We start from the raw sequence: 25,831 nt of genomic DNA on the forward strand, positions 1-25,831 counted from the left end.
GCGCCGGGGTCGTGTTGCGATTATTCCGCCAGCTCGCGCATGACGCGGATGAGGTCGGACTTGCCCTCGAACCCGATGCCGGGAAGGTCGGGCATGACGATGTGGCTGGCCTCGACCTTCACCCCGTCGGGGAACCCGCCGTACGGCTGGAAGAGGTCGGGGTAGCTCTCGTTGCCGCCCAGCCCGAGGCCGGCGGCGATGTTCAGCGACATCTGGTGACCGCCGTGCGGGATGCAGCGCGAGGGCGACCAGCCGGCGGCGTCCAGCACCTCCAGCGTCCGCATGTACTCGACCAGGCCGTACGACAGCGCGCAGTCGAACTGCAGGAAGTCGCGGTCGGGGCGCATGCCGCCGTAGCGGATCAGGTTGCGGGCGTCCTGGTGGCTGAACAGGTTCTCGCCGGTGGCCATCGGGCCCGGGTAGAACTCCGCCAGCGCCGCCTGGAGCTGATAGTCCAGCGGGTCGCCCGCCTCCTCGTACCAGAACAGGGGATACTCCCGCAGCGCCTTGGCGTACGCGATGGCGGTGAGCGTGTCGAAACGGCCGTTGGCGTCGACGGCGAGCCGGGCGTCGGCTCCGATCTCGGCCAGCACCGACTCGATGCGGCGGCGGTCGACAGCCAGGCTCTCGCCGCCGATCTTCATCTTCACGACGTTGTAGCCGCGGTCGATGTAGCTGCGCATCTCGGCGCGCAGCGCGTCGTCGTCCTTGCCCGGATAGTAGTAGCCGCCGGCGGCATAGACGAAGACCCGTGGGTTCGCCTCGCGCCCGCTGCGCTCGGCCAGCAGGCGGAACAGCGGCTTGCCGGCGATCTTCGCCACCGCGTCCCAGACGGCCATGTCGATCGTTCCGACCGCGACCGAGCGCTCGCCGTGACCGCCCGGCTTCTCGTTGGTCATCAGGGCGCGCCAGACGCGGTGTGGATCGAGGTTCTCGCCCGTCTCGTCCAGCAACGAGGCGGGATCGGCCTCACGCAGCCGGTCGGCGAACCGCTCGCGGATCAGGCCGCCCTGCCCGTAGCGGCCGTTGGAGTTGAAGCCATAGCCGACGACGCGGCGGCCATCGCGGACCACGTTGGTCACCACCGCCACCAGGCTGGCGGTCATCTTCGAGAAGTCGATGTAGGCGTTGCGGATCGGGGAGGCGATCGGCTTGGTCACCTCGACGATGTCGACGATGCGCGGCGCGTCGACCGACACGCCGGCCTTCAGGATCACGGTCACAGGGAAGCTCCTCCGCAGACGAGAAGCTCCTGCCCGGTGATCGCCGCGGCGTCGGGCGAGAGCAGGAAGGCGACATAGGCCGCGATCTCGTCGGGTTCGATGAACCGCCCGATGGGCGGGGTGACGGGGGCGACGGTGCGGTCGCCCCGGGTGAGCATGGGCGTGGCGGTCGCGGCGGGAGCCACAACGTTGCAGGTGATCCCGCGCGGCGCGAGCTCGATGGCCCACGAGCGGACCAGCGCGACGACGGCGGCCTTGCAGGCGGCGTACTGGCTCTTGCCCGCCGCGCCCCCGCTGGTCCGGCTGCCGATGGCGACAAGGCGGCCGCCCGCCGGCATGGCCGGCAGCAGCGCCTGGCCCAGGCGCGTCAACGCCTGGACGTGGACGGCCCACATCGCCTCGCCGTCCGCCGGGTCCAGCTCGTCCAGCCGACCCGTACGCATGAACCCCGCCGCATGGACCAGGCCTTGCACGGGCGGCAGGTCGGCCAGCAGCGCCGCGACGACGGCCGGATCGGTGAGGTCGGCAGTCTTCTGTCCGGCGAAGTGGGTCGCGGCATCGTCGACGCCCAGGTCCACGCCGATCACCGACCAGCCGGCGGCGGCCAGCCGCCGCGCGATGGCCGCGCCAATGCCCGAGCGGCTGCCCGTCACCAGGACGGTCGGTGGGGTGGACGCGGGCGCCATGGTCAGGCGGCGGGGCGCTGCGACAGGCCGGCGCCCTCGACGGCGGCCTTGATGCGCGCCAGTTCCTCGGGCGACGGGGCGATGGTGGGCGGACGCACCGTGCCGCGGTCGAAGATGCCGGCGGCGGCCATGGCGGCCTTCATGCAGGCGTGGGCCTCGCCGGTCGGCTCCCCGTCGCCATAGACCGACTGCTTCAGCGGATCGATGACGCCCTGGATCTGCATCGCGCGCTTCAGGTCGCCGGCCGCCACCGCGTCCAGCAGGTCCATGATCAGGCCGGGGATCAGCGAGGCGAAGCCCACCAGCGCCCCGTCCACGCCCTGGACCATCGAGGCCAGCAGGTATTCGTCGTGGCAGGTCAGCAGCGCCTTGTCGGGCGCGGCGGCGCGGATGGCCTTCAGGTCGCGGGCGTACTTGTTCATCTCGCGCGTGCCGATCTTGAAGGCGTGCACGTGGTCGAGGCGGGCCAGGTCGGCCAGCAGCTCGGACGAGAACGAGGCCTTCGTCCAGGCCGGGTAGACGTGAACCACCAGGGGCAGGCCGCAGGCGTCGCCGATGGCGTTGAAGTAGTCGAGCACGTGCTGCGGGCGGAAGCCGAAGCGCAGCCAGTGGTGCGGCGGCATGATGTCGAGCGCCGAGGCGCCGGCCGCCTTGGCGGCCCTGGCCTGCTCGGCGGCGTCGAGGATGCCTTCACAGACGATCGAGGAGATCACGGGCACACGGCCATCCACGGCCTGGGCGGTGATGCGGGTGACTTCCGTGCGCTCGGCCGGGGTCAGCGAGAAGACCTCGCCGGTATGGCCGTTGGTCATCAGCGCCTTGATGCCGCGCTGGCCGGCCAGCCAGCGCGCGAAACGGGTGAGCCCTGCCGCATCGATGCTGAAATCTTCATTGAACGGGACGGCGATCGCGGGGATCAGTCCCTTGAGGTCGAGCGAATGCGGCACGGGATCGGTACTCCAGAGTCAGGGTGAGTGTCGGTGGGCCGCCATGCCGCCAGCGGCGCGCACGGCTTCGGAAAGGCGGGTGGCCGCGGTGACGGTCAGGTCGCGGGCGTCGGCCAGGAACTCCTGCTCGGTCCGGCCGAAGGCCGGGGCCGCGGCGCTGACCGCGGCGACCGGGACGCCGTCCACATCGGTGATCGGCGCGGCGATCACGCGCAGTCCGGTGACGGTCTCCTGGTCGGAGAAGGCGTAGCCCAGGCGGCCGGTCTCGGCGATCTGCGCCAGGATGGTGTCGACGTCGATGATCGTGCGGTCGGTGAGGCGGCGGGGCGGGGCCGCCTCGAGGATCGAACGCTGGGCCTCCAGCGGCATGCGCGACAGGATCGCCCGCCCGATCGCCGAGGAGTACGCGGGCACCCGGTTGCCGACCCGGATGTCGACCGCCAGGCGTTCGAGGCCTGCCTGGATGCGCTCGATGTAGACCACCTCATGGCCGTCGAGCACGCCGATGGAGGCCGCCTCGATCCGCTCGCCCACGATGGCCCGCAGGAGCGGCCGGGCCAGACTGCGGATGTCGGAGCGAGCGATGGCGTTGAAGCCGAGCTCCAGGCACTTGAAGGTGAGCCGGAAGCGGCGGGTGTCGGGGACGCGCTCGACGTAGCCCAGCATCACCAGGGTGTTGAGCAGCCGGAACGCGCCGGCATTGTCGAGGCCCGCGGCGCGCGCCACGTCCGCCAGGACCATCTCGGTCGCATCCGGACCGAAGGCCTGAAGGACGGCGAACGCCTTCGCCACCGACTTCACGATGTTCTTCTCGTCGCTCATGGGCCCCTCGCTGCTCATCGTCGGGGCTATTTGGCGTGCTTTTCGAAGAACTTGAAAATTTCCGGCAGCTCGGTCTCGAACGCGCTGGCGTGCGTGCCGCCGGGAACCTCCACATATTCCGGCGTGACGCCGCCGGCCTTGAGCGTGGCGATCGTCTCGCGCACGCGCTCCAGCATCAGGTCATCGCGCTCCCCCACGATGACGCGGATGGGCAGTTTCGAGAGCGCGGGCACGTCCTCGGCGATCACGCCGCCGTAGGCGCCGGGGGCGATGGCGGCCCACATCTGGGCATGCCGGCCGCCGATCCACCACGTGCCGCCGCCGCCCATGGAGTTGCCGGTCAGATACCGGCGGGCGGGATCGATGTTGTACTCCTTCTCCACCAGGGCGGTGACCTGGAGGACATCCTGCTCGCTGCGCTTCACGCGGGTCATGTCCCGGCCCGCCAGGCCGGCCAGCCCGCGCTCGGAGCCGTAGGCGCTGTTGAGGCGGTAGCCGAGCGGGGTCACCACCACCACGCCGTGCTGCTCGGCCAGCTTCTGCATGCGGCCGCCATCGCGGCCCAGCATGTTGGTCTCGTCCAGGTTCGCGCCGTGCAGGGCCACCATCAGCGGCCAGCGCTTCGCAGGCGTCCATGTGCTGGGAACGTAGACCTGGAACGGGATCAGCTCGCCGGTCTCGGCGAAGCGGTAGGCGCGGTTCTGCAGGCCCCGGGCCTGGCGCACCGGATCGCGGCCGGCCTTCAGCGCCGCCACGATGTCGGCCGAGCGCTTCGTCGCCGCCGGGAAGTCGTACGAGACGACCTCGCGCTGACCGGCCCTCATCGCGTGGGCCAGGGCGTAGGGGTACTCGGCGAGCGCCTTGGCCTCCTCATGGCCTTCGATCGTCGCGAGTTCGCGCTTCAGCGCCGCGTAGCGGGCGTCGAGGTCGCGGACCAGATAGACCGGTTGCACGATTTCGGTCGTGGCCGCGCCCGCCGAGACCTTCGCCAGCAGCAGGTAGGCGCCGTCCGGCAGGCCCGCGAGCGAGGCTGCGATCGGCGCGGGATAGGTCTCGACACTTCCCTGCGAGATGCGGCGGATCAGCTCGCCCTTCTTCGGCGTCGCCGAGGTCGTGGGCTGGCTGACGTAGAGGTCGAGCGCGTAGCTGACGCGGCCCCTGGCGGGGTACAGCGTCTCGGCGGTGAGGACGTCGCCGGCGCCCGTCCAGATCTGGCTGGGCGTCCGCAGCGCCACGGCGCCCAACAGTTCCCTGTCGGGCGTCCAGGCCTGGTCGCCCATCAGGCCGACGGCGCGCCACAGGGTGCGCCGCGCTTCGGGCTCGGACTGCTTCGCGGCCTCGGCGACCAAGGCGTCGACCTGGGCCTGGACCGCCGGCGGCGCGCCCGACCGGAGCTGGCCCACCGTCTGGGTAAGCACCTGCATCCCAGGGCGGAACGCCAGGCGCCAGGCGGCGTCCTGCTGCACCGGCGTCGCCTTCGCGGCCGGTTCGTAGTCGACGAGCTGCGCCTTCGCCTGGACGCCGGCGATCATGGCGATCGCGGCGCCCAGGGCCATGGCGGCCCGCGCTGGGAGGAAGGTGGCGCGCGCCATCATCAGAAGCCGAAGCGCAGGCCGACCTTGAAGGTGCGGCCGACGTAGTCGTACGGGTTGCCGCCCAGGTTGATCGCGGCGATGGCGAAGGCGGGCGGGTCCTTGTCGAACAGGTTCGCGACGTTGGCGTAGAGCTGGAACGTCTTGCCGAACTGCTCGAAGTCGTAGGCCCCGTTCAGGTTGAAATAGACGTGGGACGGGAAGACGTTCTTGTTGATGCTGGTCGCCAGCGCCGGGTTGTAGCCCTCCTCGCCGGGGCCGAAGAACAGCGCCGAGTAGCGGATCGGCGAGAACGCGCGGGCCTGCAGCCCCACCGTGAACGGCGCCAGGTGATAGTTGATGTAGGCCGCGCCCACCCACTTCGACTGGCCCGCCTGGACGCCGGCGTTGTCGACGGTGATGCCCAGGGGCCCCGGCCGGTCGGTCGTCTTCAGGTGGGCCAGGTGGGTGACGTAGAGATTCACGTCCACCGAGCCCGGCAGGTTCAGGGCCTCCAGGTCGGTGCGGTAGCCCACCTCGAAGTCCACGCCCTCGGCCTCGAGGATCGATTGGTTGAACGGCTGGGTGAAAACCTTCGCGATCCCGAAGACCGAGTTGTCGAAGGTGATGGCCGAGCAATAGGTCTGCACGTTCTGGAAGCAGCGCTGCAGGATATCGGTCGCGCCCACCGAGGCGATCACGTCCTTGATCTTGATGTTGTAGTAGTCGGCCGACAGTCGAAGCCCGGAGAGCGGGCCGCCGCTGGCGCGCCAGGTGGCGCCGAACGAGAGCGTGTCGGCCACTTCCGGCACGAGGTCGGGGTTGCCGGTGGTCTGGACCGGGAGGCGCGCCGACTGGCCGTTGAAGGGGTTCACGAACGAGCCCGTCGCCGAGATGCCGCCCAGGGAGAACAGCTCCGACAGTGACGGCGCGCGGATGTCGCGCGACCGGGTGATGCGCAACAGCACGCCGTCGATGGGCTCCCACGTGCCGCCGGCCTTCCAGGTCGTGACCGCGCCGCTGGTCTTGTAGTCCGTCCGGCGGACCGCGCCGCTCACGCCGAGGGCCTCGAAGCCCGGCATGTCCTTGAGCAGCGGGACCTCGACCTCGAGGTAGGCTTCCTTGACGTCGTTCTTGCCCGAGTAGGTCTTGTTGTTGCCCGAGGAGTAGAGCCCCAGGATCTGCAACGGATCGGCCACCTGCTTCAGGCTGTCACGCCGGTACTCCAGGCCGGCCGCGAACGACACCGCGCCCGCCGGCAGCTCGAAGACCGCGCCGCCCACGTTCAGGGCCACGTCGTGGCGGATGATGTCGTTGCGGGTGTACTCGATCCCCGAGACGTAGTCGCGCGCGGCAGGCGACACGTTGCCGGCGCCGAACGGGTTCAGCGGGACACAGCCCGGCTGCACGAGCCCCGGCTGGATGGTGTTGGTCAGCCGCGCCGCGGCGAAGTTCGGATTGGTGGCGATGGGGCCGCAGACGATGTTGCCCGCGGCGTCCAGCACCGCATACTCGGCGGCCGCCAGATTGGCCTCGCGGGTGCCGTAGATCTTCGAGTCGATGACCGACTTGCCGTAGTTGTACGAGAGGTCCCAGTTGAACTTCTCGAACACCTTGCCCTTGAGCCCGGCCGAGGCCTGGAAGGTCCAGTAGGTGTTGTCGCCCGACGTCCCCAGCCACTCGGTGTCGACCCGGCCCATGTCGAACGAGGCGATGTTGTTGTCCGCCATCAGGGTGCGGATCTGGTTCGGCAGGTAGGGGTTGCTCTGCAGGATCGTGACGGTGGGCGTCTGGTGGTACTGCGAGAGCGTGAAGACGTTGGCCCAGGCGTAGCCGGCCTGCGCCCAGGCGGTGGTGGTGTCGTTCACGTCGTAGGTGGCGCGCGCCATCGTGGAGAGTTGCTCGAGCGGCTGCTTCAGGTTCCACTGCGCGATCGGCGTGGCGATCGGGTTGCTCGACGAATTGATCATCAGGTTGCCGAACACCGGCCCCCGGACCAGGCGATAGAGGCTGCCGTCGGCGGCGAACGCCATCTGGTTCAGCAGCGTCACCGTGGCGCCCGTGGCGGTGCGCGCGGTGTTGATCACGCCGCCCGGCGTCTGGGTGGCGTATTCGACGCCGTTGGCCCAGCCGAACGCCGGCGTGCCGGCGGGCCGGCTCGCGCCGAAGGACAGCGGATTTCCCGAGTTGCCCGGTTCGACCGCGGACCAGCCGCGGCTGTAGATGTTCCCGACGCCGTCGTTGTCGTTGTAGTCGCCGCCGGCGATGATCCGCAGGCGGTCGTCCATGAGCGACAGGCCCGTGGCCAGGCTGAAGCCGATCTCGTTGTTGTCGCCCCGCATCGAACGGCCGGCGTAGACCGAGCCCTGCAGGCCTTCGATCCGGTCCTTCAGGATGAAGTTCACGACGCCCGCCACGGCGTCCGAGCCATAGGCGGCCGAGGCCCCGCCGGTCACCACTTCCAGGCGGCGGACCAGTTCGACCGGGATGATGCTGGTGCTGGTCGTGCCCTGCGCGTTGGTCGGCACGGGGCGCTGGCCGTCGATCAGCATCAGCGTGCGCTGCCCGCCCAGGCCGCGCAGGTTCGTCACGCTCTGGCCCGTGGAGATCGAGCCGGCGTTCCGCTGCACCTGGTTCGGGCCCGAGTTCATCCGCATGGCAGGTAGTTGCGCGATGATGTCGTCCACGGACGACGGCGCCGTCTGCTTGAACTGGTCGGCGTTCAGCACGGTCAGGGGCGTGGGCGATGTCATGCCCGGATTCTGGATACGGCTGCCGGTCACCACGACCTCGGCGACCGCTTCGTCGCCCCCGCCCGCCGCTTGGGCCCAGGCCTGCGGCGCCACCGCCGCCAGCGCAAGCAGGCTGACGCTCCCCCACAACGCCCTTGCGATCCCGGAACGACCCATCTGCGTATCCTTCCCTCTGCTTTTGTTTGTTCGGATTACGAACTTTTATTCGTAATATGAATACGCCCAAGCCGGGCTATCTGGCAAGAGCCACCGGACAGAGGATCACGTTGAGACACCCCCTCGACCTGTGGGGTCGAGAACCAAGTCTTGCCCAAGCGGCTCTCGCGTAGGCCGCAAGGAATGCTCTTCGCGCGACCGGCAGAAAACGAGCGGCTCAGGCTATGCGGGTGTCAGCCAGTGAACGCGCTGGTGAGGCGCATCACCGTGTGGCCCTTCGCTTTACGCACCTCTTCCGGGCTGACCCGACCGCCTCGCCAACCTAGTTCCTCATGCGGGAGGCGCATGTCATCGCAAGTCGGGCCGAGGCTGACTTCATGCGCGCCCTAGACGCCAACTCAGGCGGAGGTGATGGCGCACGCGATGAGACTCGATAAGCTGATCGAGCCGTATGTCTTGAGGGCCGGCGTCGCCAAGCCCCCTCCGAGACCGTGACGATGGAGCCGATCGCGGTCCGCGGTTTTCGGGCTTCGCCGGATGTCCGACGATCCCAGTGCGTGCCGAACATCGTCCGGAACTCGCTTCCTCACGTACCAAACACCGCCATCGCAGCGCACCAAGCCACGGTACTTCAGCAACTCACGCTCACTCATACCGGCACAACAATGAGTCACAGTCCGATCTGAGAAGCTGTTTTAAGACAGAGACTTAAGGCAAGTCAGTCCCTTGAGGACGCGCTGGTGGGCCCGGCAGGAGATTGTCCAAGCCGTCACCAGGGTCAATAAAAACAGCCACTTAAGGGGCCTCGACAGCCGCCAAGTGGTACAACGCGGTGTCACAGTTGGAAAGCCCGTGATGTGGTTTCCGCACACGAACACGAACTCATTTGGGAGCCCACCCCAACGGCGCACGAGGGGCAATCCTGCGAAGCGTCGCCTGCAACGCGCTGGGAAGCCCGTGTGGTGCCGTTGGACCTTCAAGAGAGCCCGCTGTGGGCGCGACGCCTTCCCACCCTGGTGGAGGCTTGGATAGACCTATGTAGGTGTTCGGCTAGTCGCGGTGCGCGAGCGTCGGACGCCTCGGAGTTCGGCGAAGGCGCGCTGATATGGCGGACGCACGGTATAGGTCGCTCCCGTCCGCTCCAAGACGCCTGCACCTACTAAGCCGATCACATGTCCTCGCACCGGATCATGGACCCCTACCCTCAGCCAGCCATTGCCGATCAACAGCGCGAGGATCGCTTCGGCGTCGCGGCCACAGACCTCGCAGACGTGCCGTACCAACGCGGCCGTGCTCCAGCCGTCAGGGGGCAGGACCGATCTTTGTTCGATGTGGTCGAAGACTAAGTTGAGCGCGGCGGCAGCATCCTGGCGGAGCGCATCCAGCCAGCGGGAAAGCGCGCCGAAGTCTTCGCTCGTGTGGCGGCCTATGGGACGGGCGTTCTGGCGAAGGTCGTGGATGATCTCGAAACGTACTCGCCGTGAGGTTTTCGCGTATACGCGCAGCCGGACACCGGACTGCACTTGGACGCTTAGCTGGCGCGAGTTGTTCTCGAAGTCCGTCGTCAGACTTCCGGCGGATTGGGCAAACCGGCGCGATTGCGGCTTTTGGGCCCACTCGAAAAGAGGCGCTTCCAGATTTCGGACTAAACCCGTGGGGTCGTCCGCTGCGAACTCCCAGTAGGTCTCCGCCTCATACAGGTTCACGTATTCGGAAGGTCTACCCAGGACACCGCCTGCACCCACGGCGGCCTCGGCAACGGTGCTCGACAGCATGTTTCTGACGGCGGACAGGTAGCTTTCCACCTGGATAGGCCATGCCTCTGAGCGACCAAAGGCCTGGGACGCGGGGGTCAGGAGTACGTTGTCTGTCCCGTCGAGGACAAACTCAGAAGGCGTCCCGAGAGAGACGTTCCGCGTTGCCAGCAACGGCTGGAGTAGTGGCCATTCCTCGAAACGACGGCCCACGAACCTACGTGAAAGCTGGTGCGCGACAAAGCGCGTCGGGTTCACCGAAATCGAAGCCTCGACCACCAAATGTGTACCGGGCAGGTGTTCGCCACCCCGAGACGGCTGGACTTGGACTTGGCCATCGACGAGGGGTGCGCCTGCGGGCCTTCCCCTGCCGCGTCCACCGCTCCGAAAGTGCAGCACCCGCCGTCGGCCCTGGCTTGGGCCCCCTCTTGGATGAGTGAACAGGGTCCCGGCCCCATCGGCGAAGGGCACGTCTGCCAGCGCATCGACAAAATCCGCGAGGCTGACCGCTTGCGCGTACCATCTGCCAAGACGCAGCACCAAACGATCATGCTTTCCATCTACTGCCTGAACCCTCAGGGCGGGAGAGTACCGGGGGAGCAGTAGGGTCATGGGAATTCGTATAGGTCATCCATGTAAGAGGACGCCCGCACGACGAATGAACCCCGGTTCAACGGCGCTCACCAAGCTGTGCGACACCCACCGGATATGGTGTAGCCGACCAGCTTCTAATGCCCACCTAACCAGGCGTTCCGCCCGCCCTCGAAGCGAGATGTCGGCGATAGGCTTCCATAGCGGCTTTCAGCGTCGAAAAGCCCGCACCCTCACTGATCTGACGGCCGCCGCAGGCGTGCTCCAGGGTGGCGTAGTTCGCCGCGTCAGGATTGACGAAGTACCACTGCGGTTCCTTGAACGTGTCGCTCGCCGTCCGACCGCCCTCGCCCGCGACATTCACCTGTAGAGATCGAACCCGTTTCTGCGCGCAATCGACCTCGATCAGGTCGGAGCGTCGTTCGACCAGGATGCGCTCACCGCCCACCGTCATCGGCTTGGCCTTCGCGAGCACTTCAGCCATCCACATGCGCTTGTACGGGCCGACCGTTTCGACGGCAGGGGTGAAATAGACCGCCCGCTCGTCGTTGGACCTCAACTCCCGCCAACGCGGTTCAACCACGGGCGGCGGCGGCGCGGCTTGTTTGGCGGGCGGAGCGGTATTTGGGCTGTCGCACCCCGCAACCAGCGTCGTCGCCAGCACCACGAGCGCGGCGGACCTCACGGCGCACATTTCCACACGTATTGGCCGTCGTCGCGGCTCATCGTCGCCGAGCACGACCAAGTGACGTTGATTATGCCGTAGCCATCGATGTCCTTGGCCAGCTTGGCGAAGCCGCTGAGTTCCCGGTCATCCGTCCTGATCAGGCCGACCTCCTGGACAGTGAAGCCCTGCGCTGAGGCGTTCGCGGTGATCTCGGACTTCAGGTTTGCGATGTCGTCGTCCGAGAATGACGGCTGCTGACACCCAGCCATCGCAAGGGCGCAGAGCGCGGCTCCGAGCGATTTTCCTTTCACCAATCTATCTCCCCCATCGAAATCTACGCTCCCTATCCGGCCGCTACACCTGTGGCCGTATTTTTAATACGGCTTCAAGCGTTGCGTTTTGATTATGGGTCGGTGTGCCGCAAGCCCAAGCCAGGGGACTTTCGGCGCATGTCACTCAAGGCGCGCATCGGGTTGCACCTTCGGGCCATCCGCACTGCGCGGAAGGTCACGCAGGAGCAGTTGGCAGGCATGACGGATCGCTCCGTCGATGCGATCTCGGCTGTCGAACGCGGCGTCATGGCCCCTAGCATTGAGACGCTGGAACGGTTCGCTGAGGCTTTTGACGTGCCGGTGACAGCGTTCCTCGTCGGCGCGCAGTACAAACTCGAAGGGCGAGATGCGATCATCGCCACCATCGTCGCCAACGCCTACGACCTCAGCGACCGTGACTTGGAGGTGGCCGCCGCGCAGATCGCAGCCCTGGCCCGCTCGAAGTGAACAGCGACGGTTGATGGCCGATCTCCGGCACAACCACGCCCAGGCCGCGCTCGAACCAGTCCGCCACGAGACGCCGGTGGCACTGGTCATCCCGGTCCAGGCGCTCCCAACACAGCAACACGGGCTCATGCGGCGCTACGAGATCGTGTAGGTCTTCCCAGACCCTCGCCAGGTCCAGCCGGGAAAGCTGCTCGGCGTAGAGTTCGCAGTAGCGATCCCAATCGACAGACTTGAACCAGTCACCTGGGGCCAAAGCTCGGTAAACCTTGAAGCCCGGCGGCGTGTTCTTCGGTGTCCAGCGGGCAATGGAGATGCGGCCGACGCCTGTGTGGGTAAAGAAGGATGCCGTCAGCATTGGGCGGCTTCGGATGCTGTTTTCATCCGTATTTTTAGTTTGTTAGCGGCCTGCGGTCACGATTTATCGGCCCCTAGCCGCTCGCCATACGCTAGGGTCTCTGACCAGTGACCTTGCGCGTCAAACGATTGAAGCGGCGCCAACTTCTGATCGCGCATCTTACGGTCAAAATGGCTGCCGAACCTCTCTAGCGGGGCTCAATCCACCTGCACCACGAGCGCACTGTGATCGGTCAGGCGATGCCCTTCCGGCGTGGTTCCTTCCCATGCGGTGATGAGCCTCGCGCGCCCTGCCAACGCCACCGGCAACAGGATGTGGTCGATGGCGGGATACCTCAGGAGGCCTGGTGGCACGCATTCATAGGCCGTCGCGCAGACCAGACCGGCGGCGTCCATCGCACCCGTGAGCAGGGCACGGCCATGGCTCGTCCCGTAGTAGTGCGGCCCGCCCAGGTTCATATTGAGATCGCCCGCGACACAGAGCGCCGCGCCGGGGTGCTGGGCCTGGAGCCGCGCCCATTCGCGGCCTTGCAGCGGCGTGACGCGATACTGCTCCTCCCAGGCTCTCGGCTTCTCCGCCGTGGGCGCGTCCCCGAAGTCCATCTGCCAAGGCAGGACGGTTCCAAAGACGAGCATGTCGCCCAAGCTGCTTTCGACCAGCGCGGCGACCGTGCGGTGATCATCCTCGACGGCGACATGATGACGAACGGGCAATCGGGTCCAGATGGTCACCCATCGCCCACCGGCCTACCCGCCGCGCCGAGGCGCAGAGTGAGTGGCGGCATATCCCGGCAGCGCCAGCCGGTCGTTCGTCTCGGTCAGCACCCAGATGTCGGCGTCGGCCTGGAGCATGAGCCGCAGACGCTCAGCGTCATGACGCTGCGGGCGCGCGTGGTCCAGGTTCCATGTGCCGATCCGCAATGAACCGGGGTTCATCGGCGGCTCGTCTGTGGTGGGATGCAAGTCGGCTGGACACCGGAGCACCTATGATTACGTCCTGGCACCAGCCATTCCTTCCGCGACTTGAAGCTGGCCGCGCATCTCATCCATCGCCCTCATTGCGTTTAGGATCGGGCTTGCGCGTTGGCGATCTGGTCTCATTCTGGCAATGGCATCGACCTGCGCGCCATGGAACGCCCAGTCGCGCGCCACGTAGCGTCCTACCTGTGACGCCCTTGATAAGCGGGGCTGTGCCAACGTGAAATCACCGAAGTCGGTCGCCAAGCTAGAGGAACTCGGCCGCGTGCGGCTGTCGCCCAGCTTCTTCATGCGAGACTTCCTCTATAGTGAGATCGCCAATCTCCACGGGCTTTCCAACATCCCAGATGATCCCGACCTCGCCATTGCTGCGGGAACCCGGCTCTGCGAGGAACTCCTCGAACCGCTGAGCGCGACCTTTGGGCGGATCGCCATCCGCTCCGCCTACCGCTCACCCACGGTGAACGCCTTTGGAAATGAGCGCGGCTACGCCTGCGCGAGCAACGAGGCCAACTACGCGAGTCACATTTGGGACCGGCGTGACGAGGCTGGGCGGATGGGCGCCACCGCCTGCATCGTCATTCCGTGGTTCGCAGATCGCTACGAGCGTGACCGCGACTGGCGGCCCATGGCGTGGTGGGTTCACGACCATCTGCCCTACTCACGCATGGAGTTCTATCCGACGCGCGCCGCCTTCAATCTGAGTTGGCGGGAAGAGCCCGAGCGCAGGATTGACAGCTACGTCGCTCCGAGAGGCTGCCTGACCAAGCCGGGGATGGAAAACCACACAGGCGACCATTCCGAATGCTACGACGGCTTTCCATCGCTGGGCCATTAGCAGTGCGGCGTTCAGGCAACCTCCGCGCGCTGCAAGACCCGCTGAACCTGGGTCGCCGACCACGCCCCAGTCCCGCGCGGAGTACCCACGGCGCGACGATCCAGTTCGGCGGCGACCTGACGGAGCGACATCCCGGTATCGCGCAGGTCTCGCGCCAGCGGAGCGATGTCGATGGCGCGCCGGTTCGCCCGCGTCGCACGGCTGGCCGCGCTCGCCGGATTGCCCAGGTGGCGCACGGTCGCGAACCGCTCGCGATCCCCGCCCAGCTTCACGCCGCGCGCCCTCGCCGCCGCTAGGGCGTCACGGGTCCGCTGGCTGATCATGGCGGCCTCGTGCTCGGCCACGGCTGCGAGGATGTGGACGGTGAGCCGGTTCGCCTGCGGGAAGTCCACCGCCACGAACTCGACGCCACTCTCCATCAACCCGCTGACGAATGCGACGTTGCGCGCCAGCCGGTCCAGCTTGGCGATGATCAGGGTTGCACCGTGGAGGCGGCAGAGCCTGAGCGCCTCCGCCAACTTCGGCCGATCAGCGCGCTTGCCGCTCTCGACCTCCGTCACCTCCTCAATGAGCCCGGCGTTGCGATGACTGAGGTACGCCCTGACCGCTTCGCGCTGCGCTTCGAGACCTAACCCAGACCGGCTCTGCCGATCAGTGCTCACCCTATAGTAGGCAACAAAACCTGCGATCATTCGGACGTTACATTTGTGGAGAGGAAGGTTGTTGTAATTGTAACCCTGAAAACTTGGGATAATCTTAAAAATCGACAACTGAGCGCCGGGCGCCTCCAGTTCCGTCAAGCGAACCTTCGGAAGGGGGGCTCGGGCTGCGCCCGGCATGTGGGCGTCCCCTCAGAATGACGCTTCCAAGAGCTGGCGTGAGGTCTCGCATCCTGCCCAGCGCCGCGAGGTGGCCTCGCTTGGGATCGGCGAGCTTGCGCCAGTCGCGGAACTCGGGTGTCGTTGGAGGCAGCGGATGTCCACCGTTCCTTTCTGGATCGGCGACAACTTCGCGATTGTGGCTTGTGGCACCTTCGCCGCCGGTTCAAGAATCTACCTGGGCGGGAGGGTGTAATGAGTTCAAAGAATGCGCGAGTGGCGCAGCCATTCAGCGCTGAAGCTACGCTCAAGCGCGCGCTAAGAGATCACTTGCGGACCCTCGGCTTCACGAAGGACGAGGCGGGCGACCTGGTTCTTCCTGACGGCGGGAAGGATGTTATCCGAAACCTGCACCGCAGCCAGTGGCGCGAGAAGATGGCCGCCGCTCAGTCCCTCCTCACGCGCGCCCTGCCGAAGGCGCTGCCGCACTTTGCGAATGGTGCTGAGATCGACCCGGCGAAGGTCAAGTTCCGCTTGATCCTCGTTAAGAGCGGGACCGCTGAAGCGGACTTGTTCCGCATCGCCACCCTGACTTGGTCGGTCCCCGTGTCGCCAGGCTTCGGCCGACGCATGCGCTACCTTGTGTGGGATGACGGCCACGACCGCTTAGCGGGCGTGATTGCGCTCGGCGATCCCGTCTACAATCTCTCCGTCCGGGACAACGAGATCGGCTGGGACGTTCACGACCGCGCCAAGCGCCTTGTCGGCATTCTCGATGCCTACGTTCTAGGCGCGGTTCCCCCGTACAGCTTCCTCTTGGGGGGGAAGGCAGTGGCGTGCCTCATCCGCTCGAAGGATGTCCTAAGGGATTTCAATCGCGCCTACGGGAAGTCGGTCGGCGTGATCTCAAAGTCCGCCAAGCACGCCAAGCTTCTTGCTGTCACGACCACCTCTTCCATGGGGCGTTCGTCGGTCTACAACCGGCTCAGGCTCGGCGACGTCACTTACCTGAAGCCTCTCGGCTTCACGAAGGGCTTCGGGCACTTTCACATCACCGACAGCCTCTTCGAGAAGATGCGGGCATTCCTTCGAGAGCGGGATCACGACTACGCCGATAAGCACGTCTTCGGCGAAGGGCCGAACTGGAGGCTGCGCGCCATCCGAGCCGCACTCATCGGCCTGAACGTCAATGAGAACATCCTGAAGCACGGCATCCAACGCGAGGTCTTCATCTCGACGCTAGCCGAGAACGCCTACGAGGTCCTGAAGGACGGCAAGGCGAAGCCCGACTTCTCGGACCTACTGAGCGTCTCGCAGATTTCTGACCTAGCGCGCGAGCGCTGGATTATGCCGCGGGCCGAACGCGGAGAGATCGACTACCAGTCCTGGACACGCGACCAGATCCCCAATCTAATCAAGCGCAAGGTCGAGCTTCCAACGGCGGCGAAGCGTCGAACAGGCTGACGGGTATGCTGGGGGGCATTCAGCAGCGGCTTCAGACGACTTACGAAATGCTCGCGGCACAGCGCCGCGAGCTGGGTTATCCCGTCTACGCGCTGGAGCATGGCCTCAGCGCTGCCGAGCTGGGTGAGATCGCGGAGGCCGCCAGCGCCTCCATTCGCTACAGCGCTCCCTCGCTATCCCACTGGCTTGTGTGGACGGCGCTAGGCGCGGAAGCAGGCTATCGGTATTCGGGTGACGAGTACTGGCCCGAATTGGAGCGACGCCGTGGAGAGTGGCGGAGCAACGACTACCGGCAGCAGTTGCGCAGCTTCTATCGCCGATTCGCTGCTGACTTCAGCGGGCCGCAGCCCAGGGGGCGTTGGGCTGGCCACTTCAACATTATCGCCTGGCCCATCAGCGGAGCGATCCTTCCGCGCTACCTACAGGTTCACTTCGCGCGTCATCTGTTCGACCTCCGCCATGCCCTCCCACACGCAGTGCTCGAAGAAGGCGACGGTCTCGGCGAGCTCCTCCTGCGGCGCTACAGTGGGACGACCTCCCGCTTCCGCGATTTCTTGCAGCAGACGGGACTCACCACCCAGATCGTCCTTGCGCTGCGCGACGAGGCGACTAGGCCGCTTGTCGCCCGCATCGAGCCCTCCGTGCTGCGGCGGATCGTCGATGACCTCGAACGCACCCGAGAAGCACGAACTTACCTTCGTGATGCTCGCCACATCTTGGAGACGACGAAGGTCAAGATCGCGGCGAGCCTTCGCTCCAAATCTGCGCCCGCAGACCCGACCGGCGCAGTTGCCGCGCAAAGCCAACGCTTCCGCGTGGTTGCCAAACGACTTCAGGACGGGACGTTCGGGCTGGGTCTCGCCTTTCCAGATTTTCGGCGGCTGGGCGTCGGTCGGGATGTGGTCGCGGGCCAGCGGGTTCAAGTTGTCGGCGATGGAGATCGCTGGCAGCCGGCGTCCTTCCTCCTGACCTTCAGCGGCAAGGACCGAGGTATCGATGCCTTCCCCGCACCGAACGCGGCGCTCGTGGCGGCCGAAGGAGACAACGTGGACCTGGCGCGCCTGCTGGCCGAGGTAGCGAAGATCGAAGAGCGCCCCGCCTGGGTGCTGAGACGACACCTCGACGGCAGCTATCGCGAGGTCGTCGGTGGCTTTGTGCGCTCGGACCAGGAGTATCTCGTCCTGACCCGCGCGAGCCCGCCCGCATCGTCGCTCGATCGCGTGGGCCTGAAGCGCGCCAACCTTAACGCGTCCGGCGCAGAGGCTTTCGTCCTGAGAACGCCAGCGCGCATCAGCGATCAGACCAAAGCCGCGCTGAAGGAACTTCGGATCGGGACAAAGACGGACGTCTCGGTCCGGCCCCTTGGCATCGGTCCGCGCCCTGGAAACCTGCCGTCCTGGCTCGCCACCGAAACTGTCATCCTTGCCACTTCCGCGGACGCGGACATCAAGACCATCGTCGTATCGCTCGATGGCGCGGATGCGTCCTTCATCACCTGCCAGGACTCCCAAGCGCTGATCGCGTTGGAGCACCTCTCCGTTGGTCGCCACAGCCTCGCGCTTGCCCCAATATCCGCCACCGGCAGCGGATGGACCACGCCTTCGGAGCAGTTCGAGTTCGACATCCTCGCCCCAACGCCGTGGGCGGAGAGCATGCAGGGGAAGTCAGGCTTCCGTCTGATCCGCACCCCGCCGACAGCGGACTTCGAATCGGTTGTGAGCGGCGAAGCCTCTCTTGTGGCGTTCGGCCCCTCCGGACGACAGGTGCACTGGAGCTTGGTCGGCTATGACGCCGCCGGCCATCCGGCCTGGGACCATCCCCTCGGGACCAGCCGCGTCGGCGAGACGGGCGGCAACATGCCCACGATGCTCAGGCGCGCGTGCGACAACTACTCAGACGAGATCGACGAGGCCTTCCAGCTCGACATCGTAGCGAAGCTCGATGAGCTCGGCCGCCAGGCGGATCGCTATCCCCGCGCCGTCGAGCCACTACGCTGGCGGTATGAGGCGGGCGCGGGGACTGTCCGCCTTGTCGATGAAACCGACCATGCGGAGACGCCGGTCGTGCGGCTGTACTCGCTGGCCTCGCCCCTCGACCGCAAAACGATCCCGTTGGAGCAGGCGCTGACGGGAGTGAAGCCGGACGGCGAAGGCGGTCTATTTTCGGTGCGATGCGGGGACACGATCCAATCGATCTTTGCCAGTGCGCCCGCGGGGAAGAAGCTCCGCGACCTGGCCGACCTTGGCGTCCAGCAAGCCCTGTCCCTGCCAGACCACAAGGGCCTTGCCGCTATTCGCCTGATCGACGGGATGCGTCGGTGGGGTATGGCCAAGCCCGTCGGCCACCTTGCGCTCGTGCGTAGGGACCTCACCATCAAGCGGATGCGCGACGCGCTGTGCGGCCTCTGCTGCGGTGCCGACTTCCTGAAAATCTTGGCGTCGTCCCGACCGACCCGATTTGAGCAAGCGCAGCAGAAAGTCGGTGGGTCGCAGGGTTTCGGCTCACGCATGCGCACGACGGCCTGGCCGCCCGACTTTGAAGACGCCATCAACGACTTCATCGGCTACGCGGAACGCTATGGCATCGAGACCGACCGGCAGCGCGCCAGGGCCGCCCTTATCCTCGCTTACCGGCCCTTGCAACTGCGGTTTGATGAGACCGCCGACAAGAAGGCGTTCCTCGCCGACCTGATGGGAAGACGTCACCTGCTGCGCGGCGCGTTCCTCGCCCATGCTGTCTCACGTCAGCCCAGCATCGCGCTCAAGGAGACGGCGTGATGCGTGTGATCCAGCCCGCAGACATCGCGACCATCACCGCCGCGTCACTCGGTGTGCGTGGGGGCAATGTCCGAGACCTTTTGAAACCCGCGCTGCGGCGGGCGTCCTATCTGCTCGCGCCCTGCTCAGCATCGGACCTGATCCGGTTTGTCGCCGAGCCGCTCTCGCCCTTGGGTGACCTTCGCGAGGAGACGGAGGCAGAGCTTCAGGACCTGATTGCCTATGGCGACATCTTCGAGATGCGTCGCATCGATGGAGATCCCTGGGACACGCCGAACGTCGTGCTGCGGCCCGCGCCCCCGGCGTTCGTGATGCGCTCGAAAACCCAGGCCTTCATACTCGGCGTCGGTGGCGACTACCCGAGCCCGCTGCCCGCCGAACTTTCGGCTAGCCTCGATTACGCGGGACCCGTCCGCATCCTCGATTGTCCCGATGACGAAGACTTCGCCGGGCACCTCCGCGAGTTCGGTCTCACGCAACTTGGCGAACAAGCCTGGCTGCGTATTCCTCCCGTGACGTCCGCCGCCGATCATGTCGCTGATTGGCGCAAGCGCCTGAACGCTGCTCCATCCAACACGAGCGCCGTGCCCGATCTCGAAGTCATCGACCCGACGTGTCCGCCTTCCTTCTACGCCGGGCGCTGGCGCGCGCCCCGCCAAGCGGAAGCGGGCCTCTTCGTCGCCCGACGTCCTCAGGTCTTTGGCGGCAAGCTTTGGTGCGTTGTCGAGTTAGATGCCGGCCAGCCCACGCGGCTTCTCGATCTACACCCCAGTGATGTCTTTATTCGCCCGTGTGATCAGGCCTGGCGGCTGCAAGCGGCTCTCGACGCCGTGCAGGAGACACCCCAGCAAGTCGTGATCACCGAAGATGCAGCGAGCACCCACCTGTCCTTCGGCGGTCCGCTTCCATCATTCGCCGAGCGCAAACTCGCGCTCGTCGCGACCAAGTCGCGCGCGCCGCAGTGCCTGTTCCGATTTTCGAGTTCAACGGGCTCGCTTCAGGAGGAGATCGCCTTCCTGCAATCGATCCTGTGGATGCAGCCCATTCGCGACGGGGGGAAGCGATGACGCTCACGATCCAAGAGACGATCCGCTCACTCCATGCGGCGCTGCTCGGATACATCGAGGCGACCTATCACATCGCCGACCCCAAGGTGGTCAACCAACGCCGCCGCCTGCTGGAGACCGCGGGCGGCATCTTCCAGTCGCCCTATCTGGAATCCACGCCGCGCTACGAGACCGGCAAGACCTACGCGGAAATGTCGGACGTCCCGGCTGCGGCGCTGGAAGCCTACCAACGGCTGGCCAAGCCCACGCACGGCAGGCCGCTCCTGTTCGATCCGCCCTACAGCCACCAGGCGGACGCAATCAGGACCATCCTCACCGATCAACGCAACCTGATGATCATGACCGGGACGGGCTCCGGCAAGACCGAGTCCTTCCTCCTACCGATCCTCGGCAAGCTGGCCATCGAAGCCCGCGACAAGCCCGACCAGTTCGCGAACCGCTCCGCCGTGCGCGCAATGGTCCTGTATCCCATGAACGCACTGGTCAACGACCAGCTCGGGAGGCTGCGGCTGCTGTTCGGTGATGAGCGGGTCCGCGCGATGTTCCAGGAGTGGTCGGGGCGCACCGCCAAGTTCGCGCGCTACACCAGCCGCACGCCCTATGCCGGCGTGCGCACCAAGCAGAAGGACGGCCGTCGCCTCAAATCCATCGGCGACTTCTTCGTGGACCTGGAAAAGGCCGCTGAACGGCATCAGAGCGGCAGCCCCATTGTGCCGGCGGAAGATGAGCGGGCCGACGAGATCGTGGGCGTCCTGAACGACAGGGGGAAATGGCCAGCAAAGGAAAGCGTCGCGGAATGGTTCGGCCAAGGCGAATGGAAGGACAAGGCCGGGAACTTCCGTCGCGCCATCACCCGTGAGGACGACGCTGAACTGCTGACGCGCGACGAGGTCCAACGCACCGCGCCCGACCTCCTCATCACCAACTACTCCATGCTGGAATACATGATGCTCCGCCCCATCGAGCGGACCATCTTCCGGCAAACCAAGGAATGGCTGGCGGAGTGTCCCAACGAGAAGTTCCTCATCGTCCTCGATGAGGCCCATCTTTATCGGGGCGCGCAGGGCGCTGAAGTAGGTCTGCTGCTGCGCCGGCTTCGCGATCGCCTCGACATCCCGCCCGAACGCTTCCAGGTCATCTGCGCCACCGCGAGCTTCAGCGAGAAGGGCAAGGAGACGGCCGGCGAGTTCGGCAGTCAGCTGAGCGGTGTACCCGCCGACACCTTCGAGCCCGTCACCGGTCAGAACGAGTTTCGCCCCGGCGCGGCGGTAGGAGCGGCGGCAGACCTCGACGTCCTGTCAGCGTTCGATTTGGACAAGTTCTTCGCAGAGGAGCTAGCCACCCAGGCCGATGCGGCCGGCGAGTTCCTGGCCTATCGTGGCGTTACGCCCAGCCCTGTTCCGAGTGCCGATCTCTTCCATGCACTCTCCGACTATGGGCCGTTCGCGCTGCTCGTGAACGAGACCATGAAGGCGGCTCGCTCTTTCGATGAACTGCGCCATTTGCTGTTTCCTGGCGCCGATGAGGCTCAGGCCGATCGGGCAGTGAACGCGCTGATCGCGATGGGGAGCCGGGCGCGGCTGAAGGCCGAGGATGCAAGCCTGTTGCCCTGTCGTGTCCATGCCTTCTATCGGGGCTTGCCAGGTCTCTGGGCTTGTATGGACCCGCACTGCTCCGCCATTGCCGAGGAAGATCGGGGCGGCCCCATCGGCAAGCTTTTCGGACAACCACAGGAGCGTTGCGACTGTGGTTCGCCGGTGCTGCCCTATTTCACCTGCCGCTACTGCGGCACGTCCTACGCTCGGGCCTACACCCGCGATGTCTCGAAGCCCGACTACCTGTTCCCCGACGCAGGCCATCGTCTGCTGACCTCGCAGGGGATGGTCGAAGAGTTCGCTCCCCTCGACGTGATGCTCGAAGCTCCGGTCGTCGAGGAAAAGGGGCTCGAAGCGATCTATGACCTCGCCACCGGCCAGATCGGTAAGAACGCCGGCGCGGGCACGCGATCTGTCTACCTGTCGCCCTCGACCCAGCAGATCGGTGCAAGCGGCGGTTCGGGAAAGGCCACCGATGACGGCGACGATGATGAGGATGATGAGGACGACGCGACGGCGTCCGTAGGGCCGGGGCTTTTCGTGCCGTGCGGCTGCTGTGGCAACAAGGTTCGCGGCGGCAAGAGCAGCGTCCAAGACCATGTGACGAAGGGGGATCAACCCTTCGAGGCGCTGGTCGCCTCACAAATCAGGGTGCAGCCGCCGAGCCCGAAGGTCGCCACTGAGTTTGCGCCGCTGCGCGGACGCAAGGTGCTGGTCTTCTCGGACTCGCGTCAGGTCGCAGCGCGCCTCGCCCCCGCACTTCAAAGCTTCTCGCTGCAAGACACCCTGCGCGCGCTCCTGCCCTCAGGGTTCAGCCTCCTCAGTGATCCGTCGCGCCTCGGTGAGAACCTGCGGCTCGATCACGCCTGGGTCGCCGCTGTCGTGGCGGCCCATCGTTTCGGGGTTCGCCTGCGCCCAGAACTTGAGGGCGCGTCGGAGACCATGCCACGGTTGGACGGTGTCGCCCCGGGCGACCTCCCGAACTTTCCGCAGCTCTTCGCGCTGGTCTCTAAGAAGCCGCCCGTCAATCTGCTCGGCGCGCTGCACGAGGTGATCCGCCACAATATCCTCGGCCTGGAGCCGCTTGCCATCGCCTCTGTCGTTGAGGCCCCCGACATCACCGCGAAAGTGAAGCAGTTTCCGCCCATCGCCGGCTTGGCGGAAACAGAGGCCGACAAGGTGGCACTCTCCCGCCTCTGGATTCGCGCCTGGGTGAAAAAGAACGGCGTGTGGCTCAGCAACATGCCGAACCACTGGTGGGGCACCGGCGGCAAGGTCCGCGCCCACAAAGGCGAGTTTAAAAAGGCACTCGCTCATGTCCTCTCGACGAGCGCGCAACGGACGGCCTTTAAGAAGGATTGGATTCCACGGCTCGTGCCGCTCCTCACGGAGAACACGGCTGCAGGTCACCGTCTCGATGCCACCAAGCTCAGCCTTGAGATCGGTGGGGAATGGCGACGCTGCAGCACGTGCACCTCCGTGCATCGCAGGCTCAGCACCTTGTCTGCATGCGTCGAGTGCGGTTCGTCCGACATCCACGCCTTCGATCCAGAGGCCGACCCGGTCTTCCAGGCGCGAAAGGGCTTCTACAGGGATCCCGTGGTCGAGGCGCTCCACTCGGACAAGCCGAACCTCATGTCCCTGATTGCCGCAGAGCACACAGCCCAACTTGGATCGGCGGGGCCAGACCAAGCTTTCTCGCAGGCGGAACAGCACGAGATGCAGTTCCAAGACATCGACCTCGCCTGGAAGGAGATCGACCGCTACGGCACGACCAGCATCGATGTGCTGAGCAGCACCACGACGATGGAAGTCGGCATCGACATCGGCGAGTTGTCGGGCGTCGCCCTTCGCAACATGCCGCCTGGGCGCGCCAACTATCAGCAACGCGCCGGTCGCGCCGGCCGTCGCGGGAATGCGGTCGCGACCGTCGTCGCCTTCGGCAGCGCCGACAGTCACGACGAACATTACTTCAGCGATCCCCAGGCGATGATCCGTGGGCCCGTGGTCGATCCGCGCCTGACGCTGGAGAACCCGGACATCGCTCAGCGCCACATCCGGGCCTACCTGCTCCAGCGCTATCACGAGGATAAGCTTCCGGACCTCGATCCCGATGACGATGCCGTCTCAAACCTGTTCTCGGTTCTGGGCACCGTGCACGATTTCAAGGAAGGCGGTGGTGATCTCAGTCGCGCCGACTTCGAGGTCTGGCTGAAGACCAACGACGCGGAGCTCCGCGTCGCCATCGATAGTTGGCTGCCCGAGCAGCTCAGCGGGAGCGTCCGCACAGCCTTGCTGGATAGCTTCGTCGCCGACGTGCTCAAGGCCTTCGACACCGCAATCCTCGGTAAGGAGGTGGCAGTCGCGGACGAAGAGCCCGAGGTCGAGGCTGAACCGGCATCCGAGGTTAGTCCGCCTGAGGCTACAGCCGACGGCGAGGAAGAGGCCGACGCCGATCCCGAGCCGGAGAATGATGGCGTCGCTGATCCCTCGACCGACAATCTCCTGGATCGCTTGCTCTATTGGGGGGTCCTGCCGCGATACGCGTTCCCGACGGACGTGGCGACCTTTACGGTGTTCAGCCCGCGTTCGACAGGCTACCGCCACATCCCCGAGTTCTCGCCGAGCCAGGGCTTGAACGTCGCCCTATCGCAGTACGCGCCGAACAAGCAGATTTGGATCAAGAGCAAGCAGTACACCTCGAAGGCGGTCTATTCGCCGTTCAAGGGCGAGCGCCAAAAGGCCTGGAAGCGGCGTCGGCTCTACTATGAATGCAGCAAGTGCGGCCACGCCAAAACCGTCGAGGCATACGACGACAGCAAGCGCGGCGAAATCCTCACTTGCGAGGCCTGCCATACGCCGAGCCAGTTTGGCCCGGCTCGACCCTGGTTTCGTCCACCGGGCTTCGCCCACGCGTGGCGCGATCCCGCTCCGTCAGTGCCAGATGAACCCAATGAGACTGCGTATGCCACGCGCGCAAAGCTGATCATGCCGTCCGGCGCGGAGGACACCGGCGACGAGGTGAATCCCCGTATCCGGGCCTTGGCGGTGCGAGATCACCTGCTGGTCTCCAACTCGGGCCCAGATAGCGAAGGCTACACCTATTGCACATCGTGCGGCCGGATTGAGTCTGTCACCGCGCCGGATATGCAGCTCAAGCTTTCGCACGAACTTCCGCACCCCAACGATGGCGACCCGCCATGCACAGGCCAGTACGCCACCAGTGGGATCGTTCTCGGAGCCGACTTCCCAACAGACATTGCGCTGTTCTCACTGAAGCTCGACCCGGTGTTCCGCCTGCTACCGGCGAACTCGGAAACCCAGACAGCCATGCGAACTATCTGCGAGGCGCTGGCAGCAGCGGCATGCCGGCTGCTCCAGATCGAAGGGAGTGAAATCCTCGCCGAGTATCGGCCAGCCCTAAACGAAAAGGGCGCACAGGGGGCGCTCGTCGAAGTCTTCCTCTACGACACACTGGCAGGAGGCGCTGGCTTTTCCCCCCAGATGGTGCCGCGGGCGAAGGAGCTGTTCGAGAAGGCGCTGGAGATTTTGGAGGAGTGCCCGGGCGCGTGCGACGTCTCCTGCTATCGCTGCCTTCGATCCTTCCGCAACAAGCTCGATCACGGCCTGCTCGACCGTTTCGTTGGTGCTCAACTCCTACGGCACGTGCTCGATGGAGGCCTGCCCGATTTCTCGATGGCGCGTGCGGCCCGGTCGCTCGACCTCCTCGCCGACGAGCTTGAGATGGTGTTTGCAGGCGAATGGGACATCGAGCGCGCATACGCCTCAGGAGCCATGTCTGAGGCTCCGTTGATCTTGCGGCGCGAGACCGGCGGTCAGAAAATCCTGATCGACATCCATTCGCCGATCGCCCCCTCGGTGCGGATTTTCGGAACCAAGTCCCCTTCGGCCGAGGTCGTGGACGAGCTTCGCGTCCGGCGGCATCTACCTGAAGCGTTGGAGCAGATCGCGAAGGCTTTGAAGACTTAGG

The 25,831-nt window shown here is 65.8% G+C and carries 18 protein-coding genes; 6 read left to right on the forward strand and 12 right to left on the reverse strand.

The genetic code is table 11. The annotated features are described in order from the left end of the window. Window positions 1–20: 20 nt before the first annotated feature. From WG212_RS07055 to WG212_RS07095, 9 genes are all read right to left on the reverse strand, one after another. Window positions 21–1,223, reverse strand: coding sequence for a mandelate racemase/muconate lactonizing enzyme family protein (locus WG212_RS07055; protein WP_337186373.1), 1,203 nt, complete (start codon window positions 1,221–1,223; stop codon window positions 21–23). Further along, complete coding sequence (locus WG212_RS07060; protein ID WP_337186374.1) at window positions 1,220–1,909, reverse strand: SDR family oxidoreductase; 690 nt, start codon at window positions 1,907–1,909, stop codon at window positions 1,220–1,222. Before WG212_RS07060 ends, WG212_RS07055 begins: the two co-directional genes overlap by 4 nt. Window positions 1,910–1,911: 2 nt before the next feature. Continuing rightward, entirely contained in the window at window positions 1,912–2,856 is a 945-nt protein-coding gene (locus WG212_RS07065) for a dihydrodipicolinate synthase family protein (protein ID WP_337186375.1), read from the reverse strand. 18 nt (window positions 2,857–2,874) lie between these two features. Beyond that, on the reverse strand, window positions 2,875–3,678 hold the full coding sequence (locus WG212_RS07070) for an IclR family transcriptional regulator C-terminal domain-containing protein (RefSeq protein WP_337186376.1): 804 nt from the start codon (window positions 3,676–3,678) through the stop codon (window positions 2,875–2,877). 26 nt (window positions 3,679–3,704) lie between these two features. Next, window positions 3,705–5,234, reverse strand: coding sequence for a PHB depolymerase family esterase (locus WG212_RS07075; protein ID WP_337186377.1), 1,530 nt, complete (start codon window positions 5,232–5,234; stop codon window positions 3,705–3,707). 38 nt (window positions 5,235–5,272) lie between these two features. Then, entirely contained in the window at window positions 5,273–8,158 is a 2,886-nt protein-coding gene (locus WG212_RS07080) for a TonB-dependent receptor (RefSeq protein ID WP_337186378.1), read from the reverse strand. Window positions 8,159–9,192: 1,034 nt separating this feature from the next. Then, window positions 9,193–9,963, reverse strand: coding sequence for a hypothetical protein (locus tag WG212_RS07085; RefSeq protein ID WP_337186379.1), 771 nt, complete (start codon window positions 9,961–9,963; stop codon window positions 9,193–9,195). A 688-nt stretch (window positions 9,964–10,651) separates the two neighbouring features. Continuing rightward, a complete protein-coding gene (locus WG212_RS07090) occupies window positions 10,652–11,188 on the reverse strand; it encodes a surface-adhesin E family protein (RefSeq protein ID WP_337186380.1) in 537 nt (178 codons plus the stop codon). Further along, entirely contained in the window at window positions 11,185–11,481 is a 297-nt protein-coding gene (locus WG212_RS07095) for a hypothetical protein (protein WP_337186381.1), read from the reverse strand. Before WG212_RS07095 ends, WG212_RS07090 begins: the two co-directional genes overlap by 4 nt. A gap of 138 nt (window positions 11,482–11,619) precedes the next feature. Here WG212_RS07095 and WG212_RS07100 point away from each other — a divergent pair, with 138 nt between their 5' ends. Further along, window positions 11,620–11,949: a helix-turn-helix transcriptional regulator gene (locus tag WG212_RS07100; protein WP_337186382.1), complete on the forward strand. Its 330-nt coding sequence runs from the start codon at window positions 11,620–11,622 to the stop codon at window positions 11,947–11,949. A 552-nt stretch (window positions 11,950–12,501) separates the two neighbouring features. Here the strand turns inward: WG212_RS07100 and WG212_RS07105 are convergent. Then, window positions 12,502–13,035 carry a hypothetical protein gene (locus WG212_RS07105; protein ID WP_337186383.1) on the reverse strand — a complete coding sequence of 178 codons (534 nt, stop codon included), beginning with the start codon at window positions 13,033–13,035 and terminating at the stop codon, window positions 12,502–12,504. A 15-nt stretch (window positions 13,036–13,050) separates the two neighbouring features. Beyond that, window positions 13,051–13,239 carry a hypothetical protein gene (locus tag WG212_RS07110; RefSeq protein ID WP_337186384.1) on the reverse strand — a complete coding sequence of 63 codons (189 nt, stop codon included), beginning with the start codon at window positions 13,237–13,239 and terminating at the stop codon, window positions 13,051–13,053. A 262-nt stretch (window positions 13,240–13,501) separates the two neighbouring features. Between WG212_RS07110 and WG212_RS07115 the strand changes: the two genes are divergently transcribed. Then, complete coding sequence (locus WG212_RS07115; RefSeq protein WP_337186385.1) at window positions 13,502–14,119, forward strand: hypothetical protein; 618 nt, start codon at window positions 13,502–13,504, stop codon at window positions 14,117–14,119. An 11-nt stretch (window positions 14,120–14,130) separates the two neighbouring features. Here WG212_RS07115 and WG212_RS07120 read toward each other — a convergent pair whose 3' ends face one another. Continuing rightward, on the reverse strand, window positions 14,131–14,919 hold the full coding sequence (locus WG212_RS07120; RefSeq protein WP_337186386.1) for a recombinase family protein: 789 nt from the start codon (window positions 14,917–14,919) through the stop codon (window positions 14,131–14,133). Between the two features lie 294 nt (window positions 14,920–15,213). On the opposite strand from WG212_RS07120, the gene WG212_RS07125 reads away from it, so the two are divergent. Genes WG212_RS07125 through WG212_RS07140 form a run of 4 tightly spaced genes read left to right on the forward strand, consistent with a single transcriptional unit; the run spans window position 15,214 to window position 25,830 of the window. Beyond that, the gene (locus WG212_RS07125; RefSeq protein WP_337186387.1) at window positions 15,214–16,401 is read left to right on the forward strand and encodes a Druantia anti-phage system protein DruA; all 1,188 of its coding nucleotides are present in this window, start codon (window positions 15,214–15,216) and stop codon (window positions 16,399–16,401) included. Between the two features lie 5 nt (window positions 16,402–16,406). Beyond that, window positions 16,407–19,178 (forward strand): hypothetical protein, encoded by a 2,772-nt coding sequence (locus WG212_RS07130; protein ID WP_337186388.1) that lies wholly within the window; start codon window positions 16,407–16,409, stop codon window positions 19,176–19,178. Then, on the forward strand, window positions 19,178–20,245 hold the full coding sequence (locus tag WG212_RS07135) for a hypothetical protein (RefSeq protein ID WP_337186389.1): 1,068 nt from the start codon (window positions 19,178–19,180) through the stop codon (window positions 20,243–20,245). Before WG212_RS07130 ends, WG212_RS07135 begins: the two co-directional genes overlap by 1 nt. Beyond that, window positions 20,242–25,830, forward strand: a complete 5,589-nt coding sequence (locus tag WG212_RS07140) for a DEAD/DEAH box helicase (RefSeq protein ID WP_337186390.1) — start codon at window positions 20,242–20,244, stop codon at window positions 25,828–25,830. Before WG212_RS07135 ends, WG212_RS07140 begins: the two co-directional genes overlap by 4 nt. Window position 25,831 lies beyond the last annotated feature (1 nt).

It is taken from the genome of Phenylobacterium sp., from assembly GCF_037189685.1.
Classification (GTDB): domain Bacteria; phylum Pseudomonadota; class Alphaproteobacteria; order Caulobacterales; family Caulobacteraceae; genus Phenylobacterium.